An 18,845-nucleotide genomic window follows, 5' to 3' on the forward strand; every position below is an offset into this window, starting at 1 on the left:
CACGGCGTTTCCTTCTGATGCGGGGGCGGGCCCGTCTTTCGACGGGCCGCGCCTCGGTGGGGCCGTGCCTCAGCGGTAGGCGGGGATGCCGGTCAGGGCCTCGCCGAGGACGAGGGTGTGGATCTCCTGGGTCCCCTCGTAGGTCAGCACGCTCTCCAGGTTGTTCATGTGCCTGATCACCGGATATTCCAGGGTGATGCCGTTGCCCCCCAGGATCGAGCGTGACTGGCGGGCGATGTCCAGGGCGGCGCGGACGTTGGCGAGTTTGCCGAAGCTGACCTGGCGGGGGGTGAGGGTGCCCGCGTCCTTCAGCCGGCCCAGATGGAGAGCGGTGAGCTGAGCCTGGCCGAGACCTACGTACATCCAGGCGAGCTTCTCCTGGGTCAGCTGGAAGCCACCGATGGGCTTGCCGAACTGGACACGGGTCCTGGAGTAGTCGACGGCGGACTCCAAGCAGGCGCGAGCCGCGCCCACGACGCCCCACAGGATGCCGAAGCGGGCTTCCGAGAGACACGACAGCGGGCCCTTCAGGCCGCGGACCCCAGGCAGTACGGCCGACGCCGGGAGCCGGACGTCATCGAAGTACAGCGAGGACGTCACCGAGGCTCTCAGGGACATCTTCCTGTGGATCTCAGGGGCGGAGAAGCCGGGCGTGTCGGTGGGGACCACGAAGCCGCGGATGCCGTCCTCCGTCTGGGCCCAGACCACGGCCACGTCGGCGACGGAGCCGTTGGTGATCCACATCTTGGAGCCGTTGAGGATCCAGTCTCCCGAGGGGTCCTGCTTGGCGTGGGTACGCATGGTGGCCGGGTCGGAGCCGTGGTCGGGCTCGGTGAGGCCGAAGCAGCCGATCGCCTCGCCCGCGGACATCCGGGGGAGCCATTGCTCTTTCTGCTCCGCGGAGCCGTACTTCCAGATGGGGAACATGGCGAGCGATCCCTGCACGGAGACGAACGACCGCAGCCCCGAGTCTCCGGCCTCGAGTTCCCGGCAGGCGATGCCGTACGAGACGGCGTCCAGGCCCGCGCAGCCGTACCCGTCCAGGTGCATGCCCAGCAGTCCGAGGGAGCCGAGCAGCGGTGCCAGCTCACGAGTGGGGAAGACCGCTTCCTCGAACCAGTCGCTCACGTGGGGTAGCACCCTGTCTGCGACGAACTCCTTCACGGTGTCGCGGATGAGTCGTTGCTCCTCGGAGAACGTGTCGTCGACGCGCAGGAGATCGTCCATGGGGTGTTCCTCTCTCATCGGGCTCTGTCAGGGTATTGCCGATGCTTTCGGGAGGGATGTCAGGGTCGTGCCAGGGGGAATCCCGATGTGAGTGATGTCCTTTGTAGGGCAGTCTGAAGACATGAACGAAAACGACTTCTCGGGTGTCAGGCAGCTCCGCAGGACCAAGGACGGGCGCATCATCGCGGGTGTGGCCGCCGGTCTCGGACGCTACGTCGGCGTCGACCCCAACATCATCCGCGCGGCCCTCGCCGTCACCACCCTCTTCGGTGGCCTCGGGGTCGGGATCTACGCGATCGGCTGGCTGCTCCTGCCCGAGGAGGGCAAGAACACCTCGATCCTCCAGGACCTGGTCAGCAGGAACAAGGACAACCCGGTGTGGCTGGACGCCAAGGCCAAGGCCGAGCAGGGCTGGGCGAAGGCCGAGCAGAGCTGGTCCAGGAGCACCAGCCAGCGGGACCCCCACTACCCGGCCCCGCAGCACCCGGCCCACCAGGAGCCGGCGCCGCAGTACCCCACCCACCAGGACCCGGTCCAGCAGTATCCCGCCCCCACGGCCCCGCGCAACCCCGACGGCACCACCCCCCAGGTGTGACTCAGGCGGTCGCCTCAGCGCGAGCCCTCTCGATGATCTCCTGGCGGGATCGTGTCCAGAGCACGGCCAGCGCGGCCGAGACGAGGAGACCCGCCGCGCCGGCCAGTGCCACCACCATCTCGGGACCGAGCCTGTCCGCGGCGGCGCCGCCGACGAGGATGCCGACGCCCTGCGAGGCGAGCAGTCCCGAATGCACGAGCCCGAAGGCCAGAGCCCGCCGCTCGGCGGGTATGCACTGCACGAACGCGGCGTTGGCCGCGAGCTGATAGGCCCCGCCGACCCCTGAGAGGAACCACAGGACCAGCACCACGGCGAGCGGCGGCCGTACGGCGCACACGACCAGCGGCGCGCAGGTCAGCATCGCCAGCCAGCCCATCACGTGGAGCCGCGTCGACGAGGTGACATATCGGCCGAACAGGAACGCGCCGACGACGGTCCCGGTCGGCATCGCGGCCATCAGCAGACCCGCGACGAAGGAGATCTGCTGCGGATCGCCGGTGAGCGTCGCGGCGTAGGGGGTAGCGATTCCCTCAGGAAGCACGTAGAAACCGCACAGCCAGGCGAACAGGACGAGCATCCGCAATCGGCCGTCGCGGAAGACGAGCCCGGCGCCTGCGCGGGTCATGGTCCACATCGAGGGACTGCCCGCGTCGCCGCGGACGGGGGCTGGGCGCCGCCGTACCCCGGCGACCAGGATCAGCGCGGAGGCCAGGAAGGTGGCCGCGTCGAGGGCCAGTGCCCGGTACGGTCCCATGCCCATGATCAGGGCGCCGCCGAGGGCGAAGCCCAGCATCTGGGCTCCCTGGTTGGTCATGTTCTGCAGCGCGGAGCCCACGACGTAACGGTCACCCTCGAGGATCTCGGGGAGCAGCGCCGCCCTGGCTGCGGAGAACGGGGCGCTGAGCAGCACCACGCAGACGACCAGCGCGCACAGAGCGGCGAACGGGGTGCCGGGAATCGCCATGAGCCCGACCATGACCGCCCTGAGCAGGTCACAGATGATCATGATGCGCCGTCGGGCGTGGCGGTCGGCAAGGGCCGCGAGCAGCGGCCCGCCGATGATCGGGGGCAGATAGGTCAGCGCGTAGACCGACGCCGTCGCCAGGGGAGACTCGGTCCGCTGGAAGACCAGCACGGACAGCGCCACTCGTGAGAGCTGGTCGCCGAGGAGCGAAAGCCCCTGGGCCATCCAGAGCGCGCGAAACTCTCCGATGGCGATGATTTCGCCATATGTCACTTGGCGCTCGGCGGGGCGGCGATGCCGCCCGGGTAGCCGGCCGGGCCGGGTGGCCGCCATAGGACTCCGCTGGGCTGCAGGCACATTGACTGTGGGTGGTCAGTATGTAACCTACGGTGCCCGCTGAATCGCCGTCGCGCAACTGAAAGCAATCAAACCAGTGCGGACTGTAGCTATATGTCGGGAAATCTCCGGAGTGTCCGGGAAAGATGGGTAGTGAGGCTTGGCTACCAGCCGAGCTCGTGCAGCCTGTCGTCGTCTATGCCGAAATGATGTGCTATTTCGTGGACCACGGTGATTCGCACTTCCCGCACCACATCGTTTTCGGTCTCGCAGATTGACCGGATCGGGTTGCGGTAGATCTCGATCCGGTCGGGTAACACTCCTGCGTACCAGTCCCCGCGCTCGGTGAGTGGAACCCCCGTGTACAGGCCAAGCAGATCCGGTTCAGGCGGATCGTCCACGACCACCACGACCACGTTGTCCATGACTCTCGTCAGCTCGGGAGGGATCGTGTCCAGCGCCTCGGCCACGAGCTCCTCGAACTTCTCTCTCGAGACCTCGATCACACCTGCCATTGTGCCCCGGGTTCTCGGGTAAGGGGGATGCGCATGGATCTCAGAAACCGAACCCGGTGGCTGCGCCGCTTCGCGAAGGAACTCGTGCGGGGCGTGACCGTCGTCGTCGTGGCCATCGCCTCTGCCTGGCTCGGGATCATGCTTGGCGGAGCCGTACACGCCAATGTCGGGCCCGTCGAGATCGGCATGTCGGCCGAGCCGTCGTGGGCGGGGGAGACCGTCCTCGACGCCCACCCGTTCGGCACGCTCCTGTTCGACACCCACAACGCGCCGGTAGGCCTGCGCATCACCCTGGAGAACATCAACCCTGCCCGGGTCAGCACGCTCCTGGAGGACCCGCGACTGTCCGCCAGGCTGCCCGTGATGATGGAGAGGGAGCTGCGGGAGGGGGTCAAGACGTTGGTCCTGCGGGCCCTCGTGTGCGGCCTCGCAGGGGCCCTGATCGGCTCGCTGATCGTCTTCCGCAGGCCGGGGCCGGCCCTGGCGGGCCTGCTGAGCGCGGCCGTCGTCATCGCGGGCACGGGGGCCGCCGTCGCCCTCACGTTCCGTCCCAAGTCGGTGGTCGAGCCGAAGTACACCGGCCTGCTCGCCGGGGCGCCCTCCCTGGTGGGCGACGCCGAGTCGATCGTGACGAAGTTCGAGTCATACCGGGCCCAGCTCGCCAAGCTGGTCAACAACGTCTCCCAGCTCTACGACACGGTCTCCGCCCTGCCGCTGTACGACTCCGACCCCGCCTCGATCCGGGTGCTCCACGTTTCCGACATCCATCTCAACCCGATCGCCTGGAACCTCATCCACTCGCTCACCGCCCAGTTCAAGATCGACGCGATCGTGGACACCGGCGACCTGACCGACCACGGCACGGGACCTGAGGACAAGTTCGCCGAGGAGATCGGCCGGTTCGGCCTGCCGTACGTCTTCGTCAGGGGCAACCACGACTCCGGGTCGACCCAGAAGGCCGTCGCGAAACAGAAGGGCGCCATCGTCCTCGACGACACCGTCAAGACTGTGGCCGGGCTGCGCATCTACGGCCTCGGCGATCCCCGGTTCACCCCGGACAAGTCTGTGGCCGTCGACACCGACCTCGACTCCCTCGCCGCCACGGGGCGCACGCACGCGACCAGGCTCGCGCTGGACCCCAAGCCCGTCGATCTCGTGGCCGTGCACGACCCGACGATCGCCAGGCAGTTCTCCGGAATGACCCCCATGATCCTCGCGGGCCACTCCCATGAACGGTCGACCGAACTCCTTCCCTCGGGAACCCGCCTCTTCGTTCAGGGATCGACCGGCGGCGCGGGCCTGCGCGCCCTGGAACACGACGAACCCACTCCCGTGGCGGCCTCGGTCCTGTACTTCGACCGCAAGACACACCGCCTGCGGGCCTGGGACGACATCACATTGGGAGGCCTCGGAGAGCAATCTGTCCAGATCGAACGTCACGTTGAGACCGCCCCTGGCCGTACAATTTCTCCTGGGCCGACGGTCAGCCCGTCTCCGACGGGATCGACCACCGGCACCGCGTCGCCTTAAGTCGGAACGCCGCTTTGGCATCGGGGTCAAAAGTCCCCTATGCTTCAGAGGTCTCCAGCGGAAGACGGCAACGGAGCGGGACACCAGTTCCGAGCCCCCATCGTCTAGTGGCCTAGGACACCGCCCTTTCAAGGCGGCGACACGGGTTCGAATCCCGTTGGGGGCACCTGCTGAGCGAAAGCTCGCCAGGGAAACGGCAGGTCGAAGACCTCCGAAGAACTGGTAAGCTAAGCAAGGCAAGAAAGACGGAAGCGAAAACTTCCGACAAAGCAAGGTCCTGTAGAGCAGTTTGGAGTGCTCGCCACCCTGTCAAGGTGGAGGTCGCGGGTTCAAGTCCCGTCAGGACCGCTCTGGTAGGTGTTCGATCCACCACCGAGGTCAGGTAGCTCAGTCGGTACGAGCGTCCGCCTGAAAAGCGGAAGGTCGGCGGTTCGACCCCGCCCCTGACCACAGCAGCTGAGCAGCAGAAACGCCCCGAGCCGATCACGGCCGGGGCGTTCCTTGTTTCAGATGACGACAACGCTGACGACAACGCGCCTAGAGGTGAGGGTCCGTACGTACGGACTTGTATGAGGTCATGTCGGCGTAGAGGCGGTGCACCCTGGCCAAGAAGAAGTCTTCTAGGTCGGTCGCATCCAGATAGTTCATGTAGCCCCTGACGGCCTGATGACCGCGGCTGTTACCTCTGCCTTGCTTACGGCCTTGATCGACAAGGTGCTCGGCGGCGGCTAAGAGCATGCCCGCCAAGATCTCCTCCGAGGCGATCCGGAGATCGTCAGGCGTCAGGGGTCTCCCGTGCGTGTGACTGCTGAGGGCCAGCAGAGCCTTCAGCAAGGCTTCGCGGTTCGGGTTGTCTGGGAGAAGTTGAGGAGACATCGCAAAGTCCTTTCGCGGTAGTGCCGGAGTATTTACGGGTTCGCTTATTTATCTCCGGCGGTAATGCTGTGCTTCTTAAGAGGAGAATTCATAGGATGATCCTGTGAATGGAAGGAGAGTAGTTGCGGCTTCGCTTGAGCGCAAGCCCTCTACGGCGGCTCTTCCGCTTATGGACACGAGTGCGCCCCGAGCTATGTGCCCGGGGCGTATGGCGCAAGGTCCGAATGGGTTAGCTGAGAGCGTCGCCGAGTCTGCCGAGGGCTGTGCGCTTGTCGTCAAGCGACGCGTGGGCATAGATGGTCATCGTGACCTCGATGTCGGAGTGACCGACGATCTCCCGGACTGTGTGCGGGGGCACGCCCAGGTCGAGCAGGAGACTCACGCAGGTGTGTCGGAGGTCGTGGAGCCGTACGGCTCCGAGTCCGGCCGCGGTGCGGATCTCTCCCCAGCTCCGCCGAAGGTTGTCCGGCTCCATGGGCGTACCGCGCCGAGAGGGGAACACGAGGCCGTGGTCTTTCCAGTCAGGCCAGTGGTCCGAACGCTCGGCGAACTGCCGCTTGCGGTGCTCCTTGAGAGCATCGAGGCAGATCGGCGGGAGTGGGATGGTGCGCTCAGAGTCGTCGGTCTTGGGCTTGACGAACTGAAGTCGGCCGCCGACCCGCTGGAGGGTCTGGATCACTTCGAGCGTCCCAGCCTCCAGGTCGACGTCCTGCCAGCGGAGCCCGAGAAGCTCCCCACGCCGCAGGCCGAGGCAGACAGCCAGGACGTACAGCGCGCCGAGGCGGTGACCCGGAGCGGCCTTGAGGATCGCCTTGGCCTGGGTGACGGTCAGGCCCCGGTTGACCTTGTACTTGGGCGGTGAGACCTTCACGAGCTTGGCCACGTTCCGGTGGATCACCTCCTCACGGACAGCGTTCTCCAAGGCGTTGCGGAGAACGGCGTGGATCGACTGGACCATGCGGGGCTGGATCTTGTACTCGCAGCAGGTACCGCCCTTCTTGGCACAGCACTCCGCGGGCTTGCGTGCCTTGTCCCAGCCCCGCTGGCAGCACTGGCAGCCGTTGCGCAGGGACGAGACGAACTGGCGGACCTCTGCGGCGTTGAGCTTGTCGAGTCGCTTCCGGCCGAGGGAAGGGACGAGGTAGCGCCGGATCACTCCCTCGTAGCCCTGCACCGTCTTGGGGCGTCGTTCGGCCCGGACGACGTGCTCCAGCCAGTAGGTCAGGTAGCCGCCGACCGTCCAGCTCTCGGCGGCCATCGGAATGCCCCGGTCGGTCTGTGCCTTGAGTTCGACGAACTTGGCGTGACACTCCTCGCGGGTCCTGCCGTACACGCTGACACGCTTGATCGTGCCCGCAGTGGTGGGAACGAAGACCTTCGCCTCATAGCGCCCGTCTTTGCGCTGGACGATCGTCCCCTCGCCGTTGGACCGCTTGCGGGTCTTACGGGTCTTCTTACCCTTCGGTGCCTCGTCGGGAGTGCCGAGCTTGGTCTTGGTCATCACGCCACCGCCTTGAGGTTGTCGACGCACTCGGCCAGCGCGTCGACCGGGACGAGCCGACGACGGCCGATCTTGATGGTCTTGAGCTGATTGGAGCGGATCAGGGAGTAGAGGGTCCATCGGCTGATGCGCAGCTTCTTGGCGGCCTCATCAACGGTGATCACGAGGTCATCCATGCGCGGCCTCCAATTGATTCGTGCGCTCAGGTGGCTGCGTGCCGGTTAAGGCGGCGGCGAGAAGTTGTTCACCGGCCGACAGGCCCTGTCCGGCGTAGTCCCAGTGGGAGATGACGAGCACGGTGTCCTCCTCGAAGAGGGGAAGCCGTCCGGTGCTGATCTGCTCTTCGCGCATGTGGTCGACTCGGGCGGCGCGAAGGTCGCCGAGGGTGGTGGAGTAGTGGCGGGAGCGGGTGGAGAAGTGGCCGCGGAAGCCCAGAGTGTGGGCCCATTGGACGAGCCGGAGGTCGGCCAGTTCGTCGAGGACGCCCAGGCGGAGGCATTCGGCGATGAGCCGTCGGGCGTGGTCGCGGATGGGCAGGGTGGTCAGGTCGTCGAGGAGGTTGACGCGTCGGTCGAGGGTGCCGACGCATTCGGCGGCCTTGGTGGCGTACTTGGCGATGTAACCGGCTACGGCTTGGTCGGTGAGGTCGCCGTTCATGGTGATCTGCCGGACGTCGAGCTGAGCGCCCCAGCGGAAGACACGCGTGGGCTCGCCGGGAACCGCAGGGACGTTCACCGTGACGGCCGAGGCGGCATGCCGTACGGCATCGCCCAGCAGATCTGCGGTCGCCCAGGCCGGGGGAGGCGAGGCGGGTCCGTCGGGGCCGTCGAGGCGGATCACGGCGTGGAAGTGGACGACCCCACGCCGCTGGTACTCGGCCACCTTGGCGAACGAGATCACGAGCTGTTCGCGGAGCTCCCGCTGGGTCAGTCCGGCGTTCCTGGCAACGCGCCGCCGCAGGGCCTCGGTGAAGCGCCGCCACAGCTCCGGGGACAAGGCGTTGAACAGCACGCTTCCGGCGTGGTCGTAGCAGTCTGGGCACAGCGGCTCACCGAGACATTCCTCGTCGGCCCCGTGCCGAGCCGTACAGGACATCACCTGACCATGCGGGCAGGTCTCGGCGTCGCGGCGGGCGTGGCAGGGCAGGACCTTGCCGTTCTTCTCCCGCCGGGTGTGCACGGTCCCGAAGGACGGGGCAGTGAGGGTGACGAACAGGCACGGATGCGCGCTCACCGTCTCCGGGACACCCTTGCCGCCGACCAGGCCCGCGCGGATGAGCTGATAGGTGTCGGCCCGGTAGACCTCAGCGCAGGCCGGGCAACGCGAGGCCCGGCGAGTTTTGCAGGCCACCCGGAGCACGCCGTTCGGCTCCTGATTCGTGCTGTAGCGGTGGAGCAGTTGGCCGGTGGCGCGGTCCCAGTGCTCGACCTTGCCACGCAGGTGGATCGGCTGACGACAGCCACCGGTCCGGCGGATTTGGGAGGCCCAGCGTTCGTAGTGCGGGTCACGGAGCCGGGAGACCATCCCGGCTACCGCGTGTGGATCGGTCAGGGTGGGCAAAATGGAGTCCGTCCTATCCAGAGTGATCTGTGAGGGATGGCCCCCGGCCTGGCGCGGAACTTGGCGGTTGTGTGGCCAGGCGGGGGGCGCTCACGGTTATGCGCCGTGGTTGTCGATTCCGACGCCGTCGCAGTCGGGACAGGTCTCGCCGTCGCCGGTGACGCCGGTCCCGCCGCAGGTGCAGCAGCGAGAGCGGATCACCGGGAGTGGTTCGGTCATCGTGCGCTCTTGATCTCGCGCGGGATGATGTTGACGAAGACCCGGTAGTTCCTGGGCCGGGTACGGTCCGGGAAGGTCTGTGAGACCGAGGTCACGGTGAAGATCTCGCGGAGGCGGAACATGCTGTAGGTGATCTCGGCGTGGGTGCCGTCGAGGCGGATGCGCATGATGGTTGTCCTTTGGTCAGGCGGCGTGGATGGTGTCGGTGTCGGGGACGACGCAGCCCTGGTAGCTGTTGTCGGCGTCGTACCGGGCACGTGCGTCGGTGAGGATGGCGACGGCCTCGTAGCTGATCGGCCCGAAGTTCCGGGAGGTCATGTAGTGGCCGTGAGGCAGGTGGACGGGGTCGATCTCCGTGCCGAGAGCCCCGGCGACCTGGTCGATGTCCGCGCACATCTCGGTGTCGGTTGTGCGCTCGGGGAAGTAGTTGATGATGGCCGAGCTTCTCGGGATGGGCAGGCCGGGGTTGGCCTCGATGAAGTCGGCCAGGTCCCGCAAGCCGGTGACGAAGGCCGTACGGCGCTCAGGGGTGGTGGACATGGGTGGTGCTCCCTTCACAGGGCTTCCGGCACGGTCCGCAGCTGGCGGAGCAGGTCGGAGGCGAGTTGATTGGACACGCCCAGGCGGGCGCGAAGCAGGTCACGGGTGATTGGCGTGCCGTGTTTGGCGTGGTGCTCGTCGACCACGCGCCGGGCGTAGTCGATGAGCGCGGGGGACGGCGCCGGAGCGTCGTCCTGGGTGTCTTCGGCAGCGGGGACAAGTGCGGGGACGAAGGACGGCGCGACTGACGGTTCGGGGGACGGCTCAGGACGAGGACCGGTCGCTCGTCGTTCGAGCATGGAGACGGCGACCAGGAACGCCGCTGCGGGTGTCGCTGCGGTCAGCCAGCCCCACACCGAGGGTTCGGCCTGGTGAAGGTTGGCGGCCAGGGACAGGACGATCCCGGCGACGAGGACGGAGGTCGGCCAGGAGACCCAGCCGTTCCGCTCACGACCAGTCTTCTTGTCGCGTTGCCGTTCCCGGGCGGCCATGACGCAGGTCAGGTCGACGCACACCGCCACGGCCCAGGCCATCGGACCCGTCTGTCCGTGCTCGGTCGCTGTCTCCCGGACGTGGGAGAAAGAGCCGGCCCCGGCGATGAGCGCCAGGACGAGGACGGGGCCGGAGTCCAGCAGCCAGGAGGCGAGGCGTCGCATGAGGGGTCAGTCCTTCCGGGGTTCCGGGACGACGGCGGCAGGAGTGAGGAACTGGGCGAGGTCGGCATCGGTCACCTCGGCGGAGTGGTCGCCGGTCGTGATCTCGGCCCATGAGGGGGTGAGATCGGCGTACATCCGAGCCGCATGTTCGGCGGCTTGTTCGGAGACGTAGAAGGAACGGGCCCGGTACCACTGGCCGTCCTGGGAGGCCACGATCGCGACGCCTGGCGTTTCGGCGGCGATGGCACGGGCGGAGACCAGGGCGGCCGGGTCGAGGTCGCCGAGGGTCATGGTCGCGGTTTCGGGGTCGTTGACCCGGTGGCAGATACGTCCGGAGCACTGGGCGCGCAGGGCGGTGACGCCGGGGCCGAGGTCGGAGCCGATGCGCTGGCCGCAGCAGAACAGGTAGATCCCGAACGCCCGCCCGAGCTGCGCCACCCGCAGCAGGGCCGTGGAGGTCTTGGCGATCTCGTCTTTCTCGGACTTGTCGGCCATCAGGTACAGCTCGGCCAGTTCGTCGACCAGGACTACCACAGGTACCGGCCGCCGGTCGTCGGGAAGCTGCCAGATGTTGCGGGCGCCCGCTGTACGGCAGGCGGTCATCCGATCGACCATCAGCCCCACCAGGTCATCCAGCAGACCGACGCACTCGGCGCGCGAGGTGGCCAGTGCCGACAGGCGGCAGCTGTATGGGGTGAACTCCACTCCGCCTTTGAGGTCGAAGCCGACCAGTGCCACCGGTTGCGAAGCCAGGCCGACGAGCAATGCGTTGGCGAGGTTGGACTTGCCGGACTGTGTCGCTCCGGCGTTCAGCCAGTGCGGGATGGTCCGGAAGTCGATCACCCATGGCTTGCCGGTCTCCAACCGTCCCACGGTGACCTTGAGTAACTCGGGCGAGGCGGGAAACTGGTCGATGCGCACCAGCGGATCTCGAATGGTCGCGGCCAGTACGACCCGTCCGGGGCGGGGGGACGAGACCCGGACGGCGTGCACGCCCCAGGAATGCGCCAGCCGTTCGGCGACTTCGGCGTAGTCGCCGGGGATCTGCCCCTCCAGCAGATGGAGGGTGACGCGCCAGCCGTATCGGGTGGGCAGCGGGAACCGCATCCACGGCTTGGTGTCAACCGCGATGCGCTGCAAGCGCCGTTTGACCCGGACGACGCCGGTCGAGGCGACCGGGCCGGGGACGGTGGTGAACCAGAACCGCTGCCGCTTCTTGGTCAGCCCGCAGCCCAAGGCGACCTTGCGCCAGGTGAACCAAACCGTGAGAGCCGCCCGCGGATAGCCCAGGCACAGCCAGAAGGATCGGTGGTGCCAGCGTCGCCAGGCCCAGAGCCCGGCCGCCGCAGCGGCCAGGACCCCGAACGTGAGAAGGAACTCGTCAGACACCGCGCGCCTCCACGGGAGCGGAGGCGACCCGGAAGGCCGAGGCACGGTAGGCGATGCCCCAGCGTCCGCCGATCTCCCAGACGTAGCCGACCATGCCGACCGGCTTGACCTCATCGCCGGGGGAGACCTGGGGCTCTCCGACGATGCTGATCTTGACGAGTTCGATCTTGCCGAAGGTGTTCTCCACCGAGAACAGCACCTCGTAGACCGTCTGGCCGCTGGCCTTGTCGATCTTGAGCTCGCCGGTTTCCTTGTCGATGATCCGGGGGCACGGCGCCTTGACGCAGACGAACTGGAGCTGGGCCGTGTCGACGGGGATCGGGATGTTGCGCATGAGCTTGGAACCTCCAGAGAGTGACTGTGCTAGTTATAAAGATACCTAGATATCTAGGATTGTAAACCGATACAGCTAGGTTGCCTTCAAAGTTCTTACAGGTTGCCCAGAGACCTAGATGCCTAGAACGGCTACTGTGTGGTTATGGGCAACACCGACCGACGACGGCCTTACCTGCGGATCGCCGACGACATCCGCCGGGAGATAGCCGCTGGCCGCTACGCCGTGGGGGAGCAGCTTCCCGTTGCCCGGGAGCTCGCGGACAAGTACGGCGTCGCGATGATGACCATCGGCAACGCGCTCGCCGTACTGCGCGACGAAGGACTGATCGAGACTCGCCAGGGATCAGGAAGCTTCGTGATCGGAACGCCGGAAAACGGTGACGACCATCAGGCCGCCACCGAGGAGCACAGCGAGGAGTTCCTCCTCCTCTCGCAGCAGCTCCGAGAGATCCGGGAACATGTGCAGAAGCTCAGCTTCAGGCTGGACGAGCTAGACGCCCGGACTCACCCTGATCAACCCGAACGGTGAGCCCGAGCGCGCGCCGCTGAAGCTCGGCAAGCTCGGCCGCGATCTCCGCCAGTTCACGTAGCAAGATCTGCCGTTCGATCTCATTGAGACCCACGAGTACTGCCCCATTCGTTTAGGCAGGGCGTGAGCGCCCTGTGGAACCCGATAGATGGGGAGCCATGCGCGGACAGGCTCACCGGACGAGCTGAGGATCAGGCCAGCCTCATCGCCTGGGCGAGTATGGAGATCTCACGCTGGCGAAGGTGTTTGCCGCTGTCCCGGAGGTCACGCACGACGTTGCGGACCAGAGGACGGTTGCGAACATGCTGAGGAGCGATGCGATCTGCACGGAGGATCGCCTCCGCAGCCTCGTTCTCCTTACGATTCATGTGATAGCCCGCCGCCGCGCAGGTCCAGTAGTGCGCCTGCCTCTCCGACGAGGCGATCTCGGCGACCTCCACCTGTTCCGCCCGCGTGATCACATCGCGCGGCCGTCCCAGTTCCATGCTGACCTCGACCGAGTGAATGGTCGTGTTAACGCGGTTGAACTGGGTCTGGAAGACGTTGCCATCGGCTGGCAGCAGTTCGGCGACGTGCCGGGCCTCGGTCAGGTGGCTTTCAGCCTCAGTCTGTTTCCATAGCCGGGAGAAGGCGACCGCCGCCCGGAGGTGAAGCGCTCCCCATAGCGCTCGGAGCGAATCGTCACCGGTTCCCACGTACGGTTCAAGCTGATCAAGCGCGGACAGCGCCGCGTTCTTGGCGGGATCAAGCGCCGCCTCGTGAAGCCAGACGCCGCACAGGTCCCAGGACGCCGCGGCGACGAGCTCCGGAGAGCCGACCTGCTGGGCAGCGACCAGTTCCCGCTGTACGGCCGTCCACCCGAGGTCATGGTGTCCGAGGAGGTTGGAGGAGACGCGCGCCATGTGGCAGGCCCGTAGCATCAGTGCCTCTGCCCGATCGCGGTCCGCTGACGAGGTGGAGGTGATGAGCAGGAGGTCGGTGATGATGCTCGGCAGCACCTCGCCGAGGGCGGTGAACTTGGCGTCCTGGCGGAGACGCTCGGCAAGCCGGACGTTCGCCTCCAGGTCGTCGAGGCCCCGTGGTTCCCGGTTGCCCAGGAGCGCGGCCCCGCCCGGCATGGTGGCCTGCTGGAGAGCCAGCCGAAGTCCGGGAATCGCCGAGTGGCCGGAGTCGAGCTCCGCCGTCTCGTGTCGATACGGCTGGCCGGTGAGCTCGGGCATCTCCACCCCGAGTGCCTCGGCGAGCTGGCCGACGACGCTCATCCGATCGAGTGGCATCCGCCCGTTCTCTACCTTGGAGAGCCAGGAGACCGACCGGCCGATCTTCTCGGCGAGCGTGGTCTGATCCCAGCCCTTCCGGTGACGAGCCCGCGCGATTCTCTGGCCCATCGTCATGCTCTCGGTAGTCACGCTGTCCCCCTGCCTCTCGTTGTCTGGTTCGACGATAAGCGGGGTGATCCGTGTCACTGGCAGAAAAAATGCCAGTCAGAAAGCACGTCTAGCCGCAGGTCGGTTCTGACCTGCGGAAATGGTGAGCTTTGAAGTTGTCATTCCGTGTGCGTCGCTTGCGTGATGCGCCGTGTCGGAATCGTTGGGCGGGACTTATGTCAGATTTGTCATATGAGCTCGTTCCACGTTCTCTGTCTGCTGCGGAACAGGACGCGGTCTCGGATCACCTCCAGGTCTCCGCTCACTGGTGTTGTGTAACGAGGATAGGCAGGCCTGTAAGTACCTGTCTAGTCCATGGAGCTCCATGAGCTGGTGTGAGACGCCGTGAAGCTTCTTCCTACGGTCGTAACGTGGCCAGATATGTCGAGCACGCACGCGCCTGGGAGTTCGACGAGGACCGCTCTCGCTGGGAGCAGATCCTCGAGGTCCTGCTGTCCCGGATCGAGTCGGGGGAGTGGGGGCCCAAGTTCAAGATCTCCGAGGTCAAGCTCATGGAGGAGTTCGGCGTCTCGCGCCCGACCATCCGCAAGGCCATGGAGCGCCTCCGTGAGGCGAACAAGATCTACACGGTGCCCAACCTCGGCAGCTTCGTCAGTGTCCCCGAGGGGGAAGCGACCTCAACCGGCAACACTTTGGAGAAGTAGCCGGCACTTCTCGAACGGAGACCAGGGGCGAGCCGCTGTCGACCTTGTAAAGCATCACCCGACAGTCCGGAGAGTTCTGCTACGGAGTTAGACCAGGTCAGCGACCGCCAGCTTCGCCGGATGAGAACTTTCTCCACGCCTTTAAAGGCGATCCGCCTTCGGCGTCTCGCCGCGCGTCGGGCGGTCGCTGGCCGCGCTGCGGCTCTTCGGCCGGTCGCGGCCGCGCCGCCCACGCGCCCGATCCTCGGAGCTGCCTGAACGCAGGCTGGCTTCTCGATCGCGCCGGTTGGATAGGCATCCATGTGCCGGTTCTGCCTACATCTATTGCTCCTCAGGAGACCAGTCTTTCTCCCGACCCTGATCTTCATATAGACGGCGTTCAGCCCGGAACCTTTCGATCAGGACTACAAGGCGCTCCTCGCTGATTGCCCAGATATCAGTACGCTCGCCGGTTTTGTGATGATCGATTTCCTCACCATGGAGTAGAACGGTGACGCGCGGGAGACAAACCGGAATCCCTCGAAAGTCGATCAACGCGTGCCGAGAGAGCAGGCTCCCGCGCATGCGGCATGACACCCGCTGGTGTCAACCCTGCTCACTCTGGCTTCCGGTTCTTCGCGTCAACGGAACGTGCGTGATTTCGGCAATCGCCATCGGTAAGTTCCGGGATTTGCCAACATATACATACCGGCCGTATCAGGATGGAGCGGCAACTCCGCTACAATTCCCCGGAATCAACATATCCGCATAATAAGTTCGCATCGGACTAAGGGAGTCCTATGGGTATTTTCGTGACCATCTCGGGCAACGAGGTCGCGGACCTACTTCGCGATCTACATTCCTGGATGTCGGAAGAATCCGATTTGCGGGGCCGGGTCAGGATTCGCGAGGCGGCGATCCCCGCCGGAGCGCTGGGTGCCCCCCTGGATGCTCTGCAGCTGATCTTAGGCGCCGGTGGCGGCGCGGCCACCGCCGCCAGCGTCCTGATCGCCTGGCTGTCCAACCGCTCCGGCGAGGTCGGGGTGAAACTGACTCGCGGCGGGGAAGACGGGGAGACTCTGGAGGTCACCGCCAAAGGCGTCAAGGACCTGAATCCGGCCCAGCTCCGCGAGCTGACCACCCACATCACCCACCTGTTCGAGACCACTGACCCCGACGAATGACCGCCGACCGCAGCCCGCGGCTGATGCTCGCCTCCCCGGGCGCCCGCGTCGTGGTGGTGGGCTCGGGAACCTACACCGCCGGATCATCCCTGCCCGAGGTCGGCGCGGTGGCCGACACCGTCACCGATCTCGGCCGCTGCCTGGTGGAGCGGGCGGGACTGGACCCGGCCGCGCTGACCACCATGATCGATCCGGCCGGGCCGGTGGAGTTCGGCGCGGCCCTCGTCAAGGCGGCCCGGCAGGCCACCGACGTACTGGTGGTCTACTACCTGGGTCACGGTCTGGTCGACACCGGCAACGAACTCCATCTGGCCACGCACGCCACCGCCGACCTGACCAAGGGGATCCCCGCGCATCAGGCGCTGCCGTACGCCACGCTGCGCCAGGTCGTGGCGCAATGTACCGCGCCGGTGATCGTGATCGTGATGGACTGCTGCTTTTCCGGGCGGGCCACCCCTGCCGCCCGGGAGGCGGGCCAGCGGCTGCTGGAGGCCACTCCGCAGGGCACCTACCTGCTGGCCGCCGCGGGCCGCGACCAGGCCGCCTGGGCTCCGCCCGGGCAACGGCACACCGCCTTCACCGGCGCACTGATCACCCTGCTCACCGATGGGGATCCCACCGCACCGGCGGTGCTCACCCTGGACGACATCTACCGCTGCCTGGCCCGCACGCTGCCCGAGCAGGGCTTTCCCGCGCCCCGCCGTCAAGCCACCGACCACGGTGACCACCAGCCCGTGGCACCCAACCCCGCCCATCCCACGGGCACCGCCCACCCGACAAAGTCGTCAAACGATCTGGGGAGTGGTCGAGGCGGTGACCAGGTGGCACAGGACAGCGGGCAGTTCAGCCCGTATCGAGGGCTGGTCGCCTACGGGCCGCACGACGCCGAGTACTTCTTCGGCCGCACTGAGCTGACCCGGGTGCTCATCGACCGGGTCGCCGCCCAGGTCACCGCCGGGGACCTGCTGGTGGTGACCGGACCATCCGGCTCAGGTAAGTCCTCGCTGCTGCGCGCGGGTCTGATCCCGGCCCTGCACCGCTCACCCGGCACCGAGGTCATCCTTCTCACCCCCGGCGCCGACCCGGTGAGCATGCTGGCCGCCCGCCTGGCCCCGCTGACCGGTATGCCCTCTGTGGACCTGCGCAAGCAACTGGAGCAGGACCCGGCCGTGCTGGGGAGTCTGCTCAGGCAGGCGATGGGGACCCGCCAGGCGGTGATCGTGGCCGACCAGTTCGAAGAACTGTTCACCGCCTGCTCCGACGAGCATCAGCGGCGGACCTTCATCCGCGCCCTCCACACCCTTGGCCAGAGAACCACTGGCGCCACACCCGCTCAAGGTACTGCGAACACAACGAGCACGGCAGATTCAACAAAAGGCACCGCAGGCTCAGGTACGGCCAAGACCGCCGTCACGGCGGCCACGGCAGGTGTTGCGACGAGTGGGACAGCTGTGGCGGTGGTCGTCATCGGCATGCGAGCTGACTTCTTCGGGCACTGCGCCACCCACCTGGAACTGGTCCCCGCGCTGGAACATGCCGTCGTCGTCGGCCCGATGACCCCCGCCCAGCTACGGCAGGCGATCGAAGGCCCCGCCCAGCGGGCCGGGCTCACCCTCGAACCCGGGCTGATCGACCTCGTCCTGGACGACATCGGCACTGACACCCTTCTCGCCGACTCCATCCCTTCACAGCTGATTGCCGCCAGTACGGGCACCGCGAGCAACGGTACGGACGGGATCGGCGGCGCCACCGGCGCGGGCGGAGTACTGCCATTGCTGTCACACGCGCTGCTGGTCACCTGGCAGCACCGGGAAGACCGGACGCTGACCATGGCCGGATACCGCGCCACCGGCGGAATCCGCCGAGCCCTGGCCCGCACCGCCGATGCCACCCTGGACCACCTTGACCTGCCCGCCCGCCAGATCGCCCGCCGGCTGCTCACCCGCCTGGTACGGCTCGGCGACGGCCAGGACGACACCCGTCGCACCCTGCCGTTGACCGATCTGCTGCCTGCCGCCGACGCTCCCGAACATGCCGCCGTCCGCCGGGTGGTGGACCACTTCGTGCACGCCCGCCTGCTCACCGTGGACAGCGACACCGCACAGATCACCCATGAAGCCCTGATCCGGGCCTGGCCCCAGCTGCGCCTGTGGATCGACACCGACCGCGCCACCCTGCTGATCCATCAGCAGCTCAGCGAAGACGCCGCCCAATGGCACCAGCATGACCACGACGCAGCCTTCCTCTACCAGGGCACCCGCCTGGACGCCGCCCAGCAGGCCCGCACGCTATGGCAGAGCGATCCCGGCCGCTACCCCGCCCTGACCGGCACCGTCCGCGACTTTCTACAGGCCGGCGACCACGCCGAAACCCGCCGCACCCGCCGCCGCCGCCAGACGCTGCTCGCTCTGAGCCTGCTTCTGGTCTTGGCGGTCACCGCCACCGGCGTCGCCAGCTACCTGGCGGTCACTGCCGCCGAAGAGAGCGCACGCTTCCTGTCACGCCAGCTTGCGGCGCAAAGCGAGAACATTGCCGATTCCAACATCGTGCTGGCACGACAGTTGAGCACCACCGCCTGGCACATCGCCCCCACCGACGAAGCACGCGTAAGCATGCTCAAGGCCTTCCTCAGCCCGCAACGCGCCACTCTCACCGGCCACCAAGACAGCGTGTCTGCGGTGGCGTTCAGTCCCGACGGGTCACGTCTGGCCACCGCCAGCAGCGACAAGACCGCCCGGGTGTGGGAGGCGAAGACCGGCAAGCTGATCACCACCCTCACCGGCCACCAAGACAACGTGTCTGCGGTGGCGTTCAGTC

The 18,845-nt window shown here is 66.8% G+C and carries 20 protein-coding genes and 3 tRNA genes; 9 read left to right on the forward strand and 14 right to left on the reverse strand.

Going from position 1 to position 18,845, the window contains the following annotated elements:
* Positions 1 to 69: 69 nt before the first annotated feature.
* Entirely contained in the window at positions 70 to 1,227 is a 1,158-nt protein-coding gene (locus AB0395_RS44570; RefSeq protein WP_366293276.1) for an acyl-CoA dehydrogenase family protein, read from the reverse strand.
* A gap of 121 nt (positions 1,228 to 1,348) precedes the next feature.
* Here AB0395_RS44570 and AB0395_RS44575 point away from each other — a divergent pair, with 121 nt between their 5' ends.
* Positions 1,349 to 1,822: a PspC domain-containing protein gene (locus AB0395_RS44575; protein ID WP_366293279.1), complete on the forward strand. Its 474-nt coding sequence runs from the start codon at positions 1,349 to 1,351 to the stop codon at positions 1,820 to 1,822.
* Between the two features lies 1 nt (position 1,823).
* Here AB0395_RS44575 and AB0395_RS44580 read toward each other — a convergent pair whose 3' ends face one another.
* The gene (locus AB0395_RS44580; protein WP_366293282.1) at positions 1,824 to 3,059 is read right to left on the reverse strand and encodes an MFS transporter; all 1,236 of its coding nucleotides are present in this window, start codon (positions 3,057 to 3,059) and stop codon (positions 1,824 to 1,826) included.
* A 227-nt stretch (positions 3,060 to 3,286) separates the two neighbouring features.
* Positions 3,287 to 3,628 carry a metallopeptidase family protein gene (locus tag AB0395_RS44585; protein WP_366293285.1) on the reverse strand — a complete coding sequence of 114 codons (342 nt, stop codon included), beginning with the start codon at positions 3,626 to 3,628 and terminating at the stop codon, positions 3,287 to 3,289.
* A 42-nt stretch (positions 3,629 to 3,670) separates the two neighbouring features.
* Between AB0395_RS44585 and AB0395_RS44590 the strand changes: the two genes are divergently transcribed.
* The 4 genes from AB0395_RS44590 (at position 3,671) to AB0395_RS44605 (ending at position 5,617) form a co-directional block, all read left to right on the forward strand.
* The gene (locus AB0395_RS44590; RefSeq protein WP_366293287.1) at positions 3,671 to 5,167 is read left to right on the forward strand and encodes a metallophosphoesterase; all 1,497 of its coding nucleotides are present in this window, start codon (positions 3,671 to 3,673) and stop codon (positions 5,165 to 5,167) included.
* A 93-nt stretch (positions 5,168 to 5,260) separates the two neighbouring features.
* Positions 5,261 to 5,333 (forward strand) — tRNA-Glu (locus AB0395_RS44595).
* A gap of 107 nt (positions 5,334 to 5,440) precedes the next feature.
* Positions 5,441 to 5,515 (forward strand) — tRNA-Asp (locus tag AB0395_RS44600).
* 28 nt (positions 5,516 to 5,543) lie between these two features.
* Positions 5,544 to 5,617 (forward strand) — tRNA-Phe (locus tag AB0395_RS44605).
* 87 nt (positions 5,618 to 5,704) lie between these two features.
* Here AB0395_RS44605 and AB0395_RS44610 read toward each other — a convergent pair.
* From AB0395_RS44610 to AB0395_RS44655, 10 genes are all read right to left on the reverse strand, one after another.
* Positions 5,705 to 6,043, reverse strand: coding sequence for a hypothetical protein (locus AB0395_RS44610; protein WP_366293290.1), 339 nt, complete (start codon positions 6,041 to 6,043; stop codon positions 5,705 to 5,707).
* 229 nt (positions 6,044 to 6,272) lie between these two features.
* Complete coding sequence (locus tag AB0395_RS44615; protein ID WP_366293293.1) at positions 6,273 to 7,544, reverse strand: tyrosine-type recombinase/integrase; 1,272 nt, start codon at positions 7,542 to 7,544, stop codon at positions 6,273 to 6,275.
* Positions 7,544 to 7,720, reverse strand: a complete 177-nt coding sequence (locus AB0395_RS44620) for a helix-turn-helix domain-containing protein (RefSeq protein WP_366293297.1) — start codon at positions 7,718 to 7,720, stop codon at positions 7,544 to 7,546. Before AB0395_RS44620 ends, AB0395_RS44615 begins: the two co-directional genes overlap by 1 nt.
* On the reverse strand, positions 7,713 to 9,068 hold the full coding sequence (locus AB0395_RS44625; RefSeq protein WP_366293330.1) for a replication initiator: 1,356 nt from the start codon (positions 9,066 to 9,068) through the stop codon (positions 7,713 to 7,715). The genes AB0395_RS44620 and AB0395_RS44625 overlap by 8 nt, the downstream gene beginning before the upstream one ends.
* A gap of 132 nt (positions 9,069 to 9,200) precedes the next feature.
* A complete protein-coding gene (locus tag AB0395_RS44630) occupies positions 9,201 to 9,323 on the reverse strand; it encodes a hypothetical protein (protein ID WP_366293300.1) in 123 nt (40 codons plus the stop codon).
* Positions 9,320 to 9,490 carry a hypothetical protein gene (locus AB0395_RS44635; protein WP_366293303.1) on the reverse strand — a complete coding sequence of 57 codons (171 nt, stop codon included), beginning with the start codon at positions 9,488 to 9,490 and terminating at the stop codon, positions 9,320 to 9,322. The genes AB0395_RS44630 and AB0395_RS44635 overlap by 4 nt, the downstream gene beginning before the upstream one ends.
* A 16-nt stretch (positions 9,491 to 9,506) precedes the next feature.
* Complete coding sequence (locus AB0395_RS44640; protein ID WP_366293306.1) at positions 9,507 to 9,863, reverse strand: hypothetical protein; 357 nt, start codon at positions 9,861 to 9,863, stop codon at positions 9,507 to 9,509.
* A gap of 14 nt (positions 9,864 to 9,877) precedes the next feature.
* Positions 9,878 to 10,519 (reverse strand): DUF2637 domain-containing protein, encoded by a 642-nt coding sequence (locus tag AB0395_RS44645; protein WP_366293309.1) that lies wholly within the window; start codon positions 10,517 to 10,519, stop codon positions 9,878 to 9,880.
* A 6-nt stretch (positions 10,520 to 10,525) separates the two neighbouring features.
* Positions 10,526 to 11,908 carry an FtsK/SpoIIIE domain-containing protein gene (locus AB0395_RS44650; RefSeq protein WP_366293312.1) on the reverse strand — a complete coding sequence of 461 codons (1,383 nt, stop codon included), beginning with the start codon at positions 11,906 to 11,908 and terminating at the stop codon, positions 10,526 to 10,528.
* Positions 11,901 to 12,242 (reverse strand): hypothetical protein, encoded by a 342-nt coding sequence (locus AB0395_RS44655; RefSeq protein WP_366293314.1) that lies wholly within the window; start codon positions 12,240 to 12,242, stop codon positions 11,901 to 11,903. The genes AB0395_RS44650 and AB0395_RS44655 overlap by 8 nt, the downstream gene beginning before the upstream one ends.
* Positions 12,243 to 12,386: 144 nt before the next feature.
* On the opposite strand from AB0395_RS44655, the gene AB0395_RS44660 reads away from it, so the two are divergent.
* Positions 12,387 to 12,773, forward strand: a complete 387-nt coding sequence (locus AB0395_RS44660) for a GntR family transcriptional regulator (RefSeq protein ID WP_366293316.1) — start codon at positions 12,387 to 12,389, stop codon at positions 12,771 to 12,773.
* Between the two features lie 191 nt (positions 12,774 to 12,964).
* Here the strand turns inward: AB0395_RS44660 and AB0395_RS44665 are convergent, their stop codons facing one another.
* Positions 12,965 to 14,182, reverse strand: coding sequence for a helix-turn-helix transcriptional regulator (locus AB0395_RS44665; RefSeq protein ID WP_366293319.1), 1,218 nt, complete (start codon positions 14,180 to 14,182; stop codon positions 12,965 to 12,967).
* 389 nt (positions 14,183 to 14,571) lie between these two features.
* On the opposite strand from AB0395_RS44665, the gene AB0395_RS44670 reads away from it, so the two are divergent.
* From AB0395_RS44670 to AB0395_RS44680, 3 genes are all read left to right on the forward strand, one after another.
* Positions 14,572 to 14,865, forward strand: a complete 294-nt coding sequence (locus AB0395_RS44670; RefSeq protein ID WP_366293321.1) for a winged helix-turn-helix domain-containing protein — start codon at positions 14,572 to 14,574, stop codon at positions 14,863 to 14,865.
* A gap of 791 nt (positions 14,866 to 15,656) precedes the next feature.
* On the forward strand, positions 15,657 to 16,028 hold the full coding sequence (locus tag AB0395_RS44675) for a hypothetical protein (RefSeq protein ID WP_366293324.1): 372 nt from the start codon (positions 15,657 to 15,659) through the stop codon (positions 16,026 to 16,028).
* Positions 16,025 to 18,845, forward strand: a 2,821-nt coding sequence (locus AB0395_RS44680) for a caspase family protein (protein WP_366293327.1), incomplete at its 3' end; no start/stop codon positions are given. The genes AB0395_RS44675 and AB0395_RS44680, both read left to right, overlap by 4 nt.

The sequence above is a fragment of the Streptosporangium sp. NPDC051023 genome, from assembly GCF_040689595.1.
Lineage (GTDB): Bacteria > Actinomycetota > Actinomycetes > Streptosporangiales > Streptosporangiaceae > Streptosporangium.

Bases quoted from the DNA above. Each gene is read 5' to 3' on its own strand.
- AB0395_RS44640 (WP_366293306.1), bottom strand. From the start codon at position 9,863: ATGTCCACCACCCCTGAGCGCCGTACGGCCTTCGTCACCGGCTTGCGG.
- AB0395_RS44610 (WP_366293290.1), bottom strand. From the start codon at position 6,043: ATGTCTCCTCAACTTCTCCCAGACAACCCGAACCGCGAAGCCTTGCTG.
- AB0395_RS44660 (WP_366293316.1), top strand. From the start codon at position 12,387: ATGGGCAACACCGACCGACGACGGCCTTACCTGCGGATCGCCGACGAC.
- AB0395_RS44615 (WP_366293293.1), bottom strand. From the start codon at position 7,544: ATGACCAAGACCAAGCTCGGCACTCCCGACGAGGCACCGAAGGGTAAG.
- AB0395_RS44630 (WP_366293300.1), bottom strand. From the start codon at position 9,323: ATGACCGAACCACTCCCGGTGATCCGCTCTCGCTGCTGCACCTGCGGC.
- AB0395_RS44635 (WP_366293303.1), bottom strand. From the start codon at position 9,490: ATGCGCATCCGCCTCGACGGCACCCACGCCGAGATCACCTACAGCATG.
- AB0395_RS44625 (WP_366293330.1), bottom strand. From the start codon at position 9,068: ATGGTCTCCCGGCTCCGTGACCCGCACTACGAACGCTGGGCCTCCCAA.
- AB0395_RS44645 (WP_366293309.1), bottom strand. From the start codon at position 10,519: ATGCGACGCCTCGCCTCCTGGCTGCTGGACTCCGGCCCCGTCCTCGTC.
- AB0395_RS44655 (WP_366293314.1), bottom strand. From the start codon at position 12,242: ATGCGCAACATCCCGATCCCCGTCGACACGGCCCAGCTCCAGTTCGTC.
- AB0395_RS44575 (WP_366293279.1), top strand. From the start codon at position 1,349: ATGAACGAAAACGACTTCTCGGGTGTCAGGCAGCTCCGCAGGACCAAG.
- AB0395_RS44620 (WP_366293297.1), bottom strand. From the start codon at position 7,720: ATGGATGACCTCGTGATCACCGTTGATGAGGCCGCCAAGAAGCTGCGC.
- AB0395_RS44570 (WP_366293276.1), bottom strand. From the start codon at position 1,227: ATGGACGATCTCCTGCGCGTCGACGACACGTTCTCCGAGGAGCAACGA.
- AB0395_RS44590 (WP_366293287.1), top strand. From the start codon at position 3,671: ATGGATCTCAGAAACCGAACCCGGTGGCTGCGCCGCTTCGCGAAGGAA.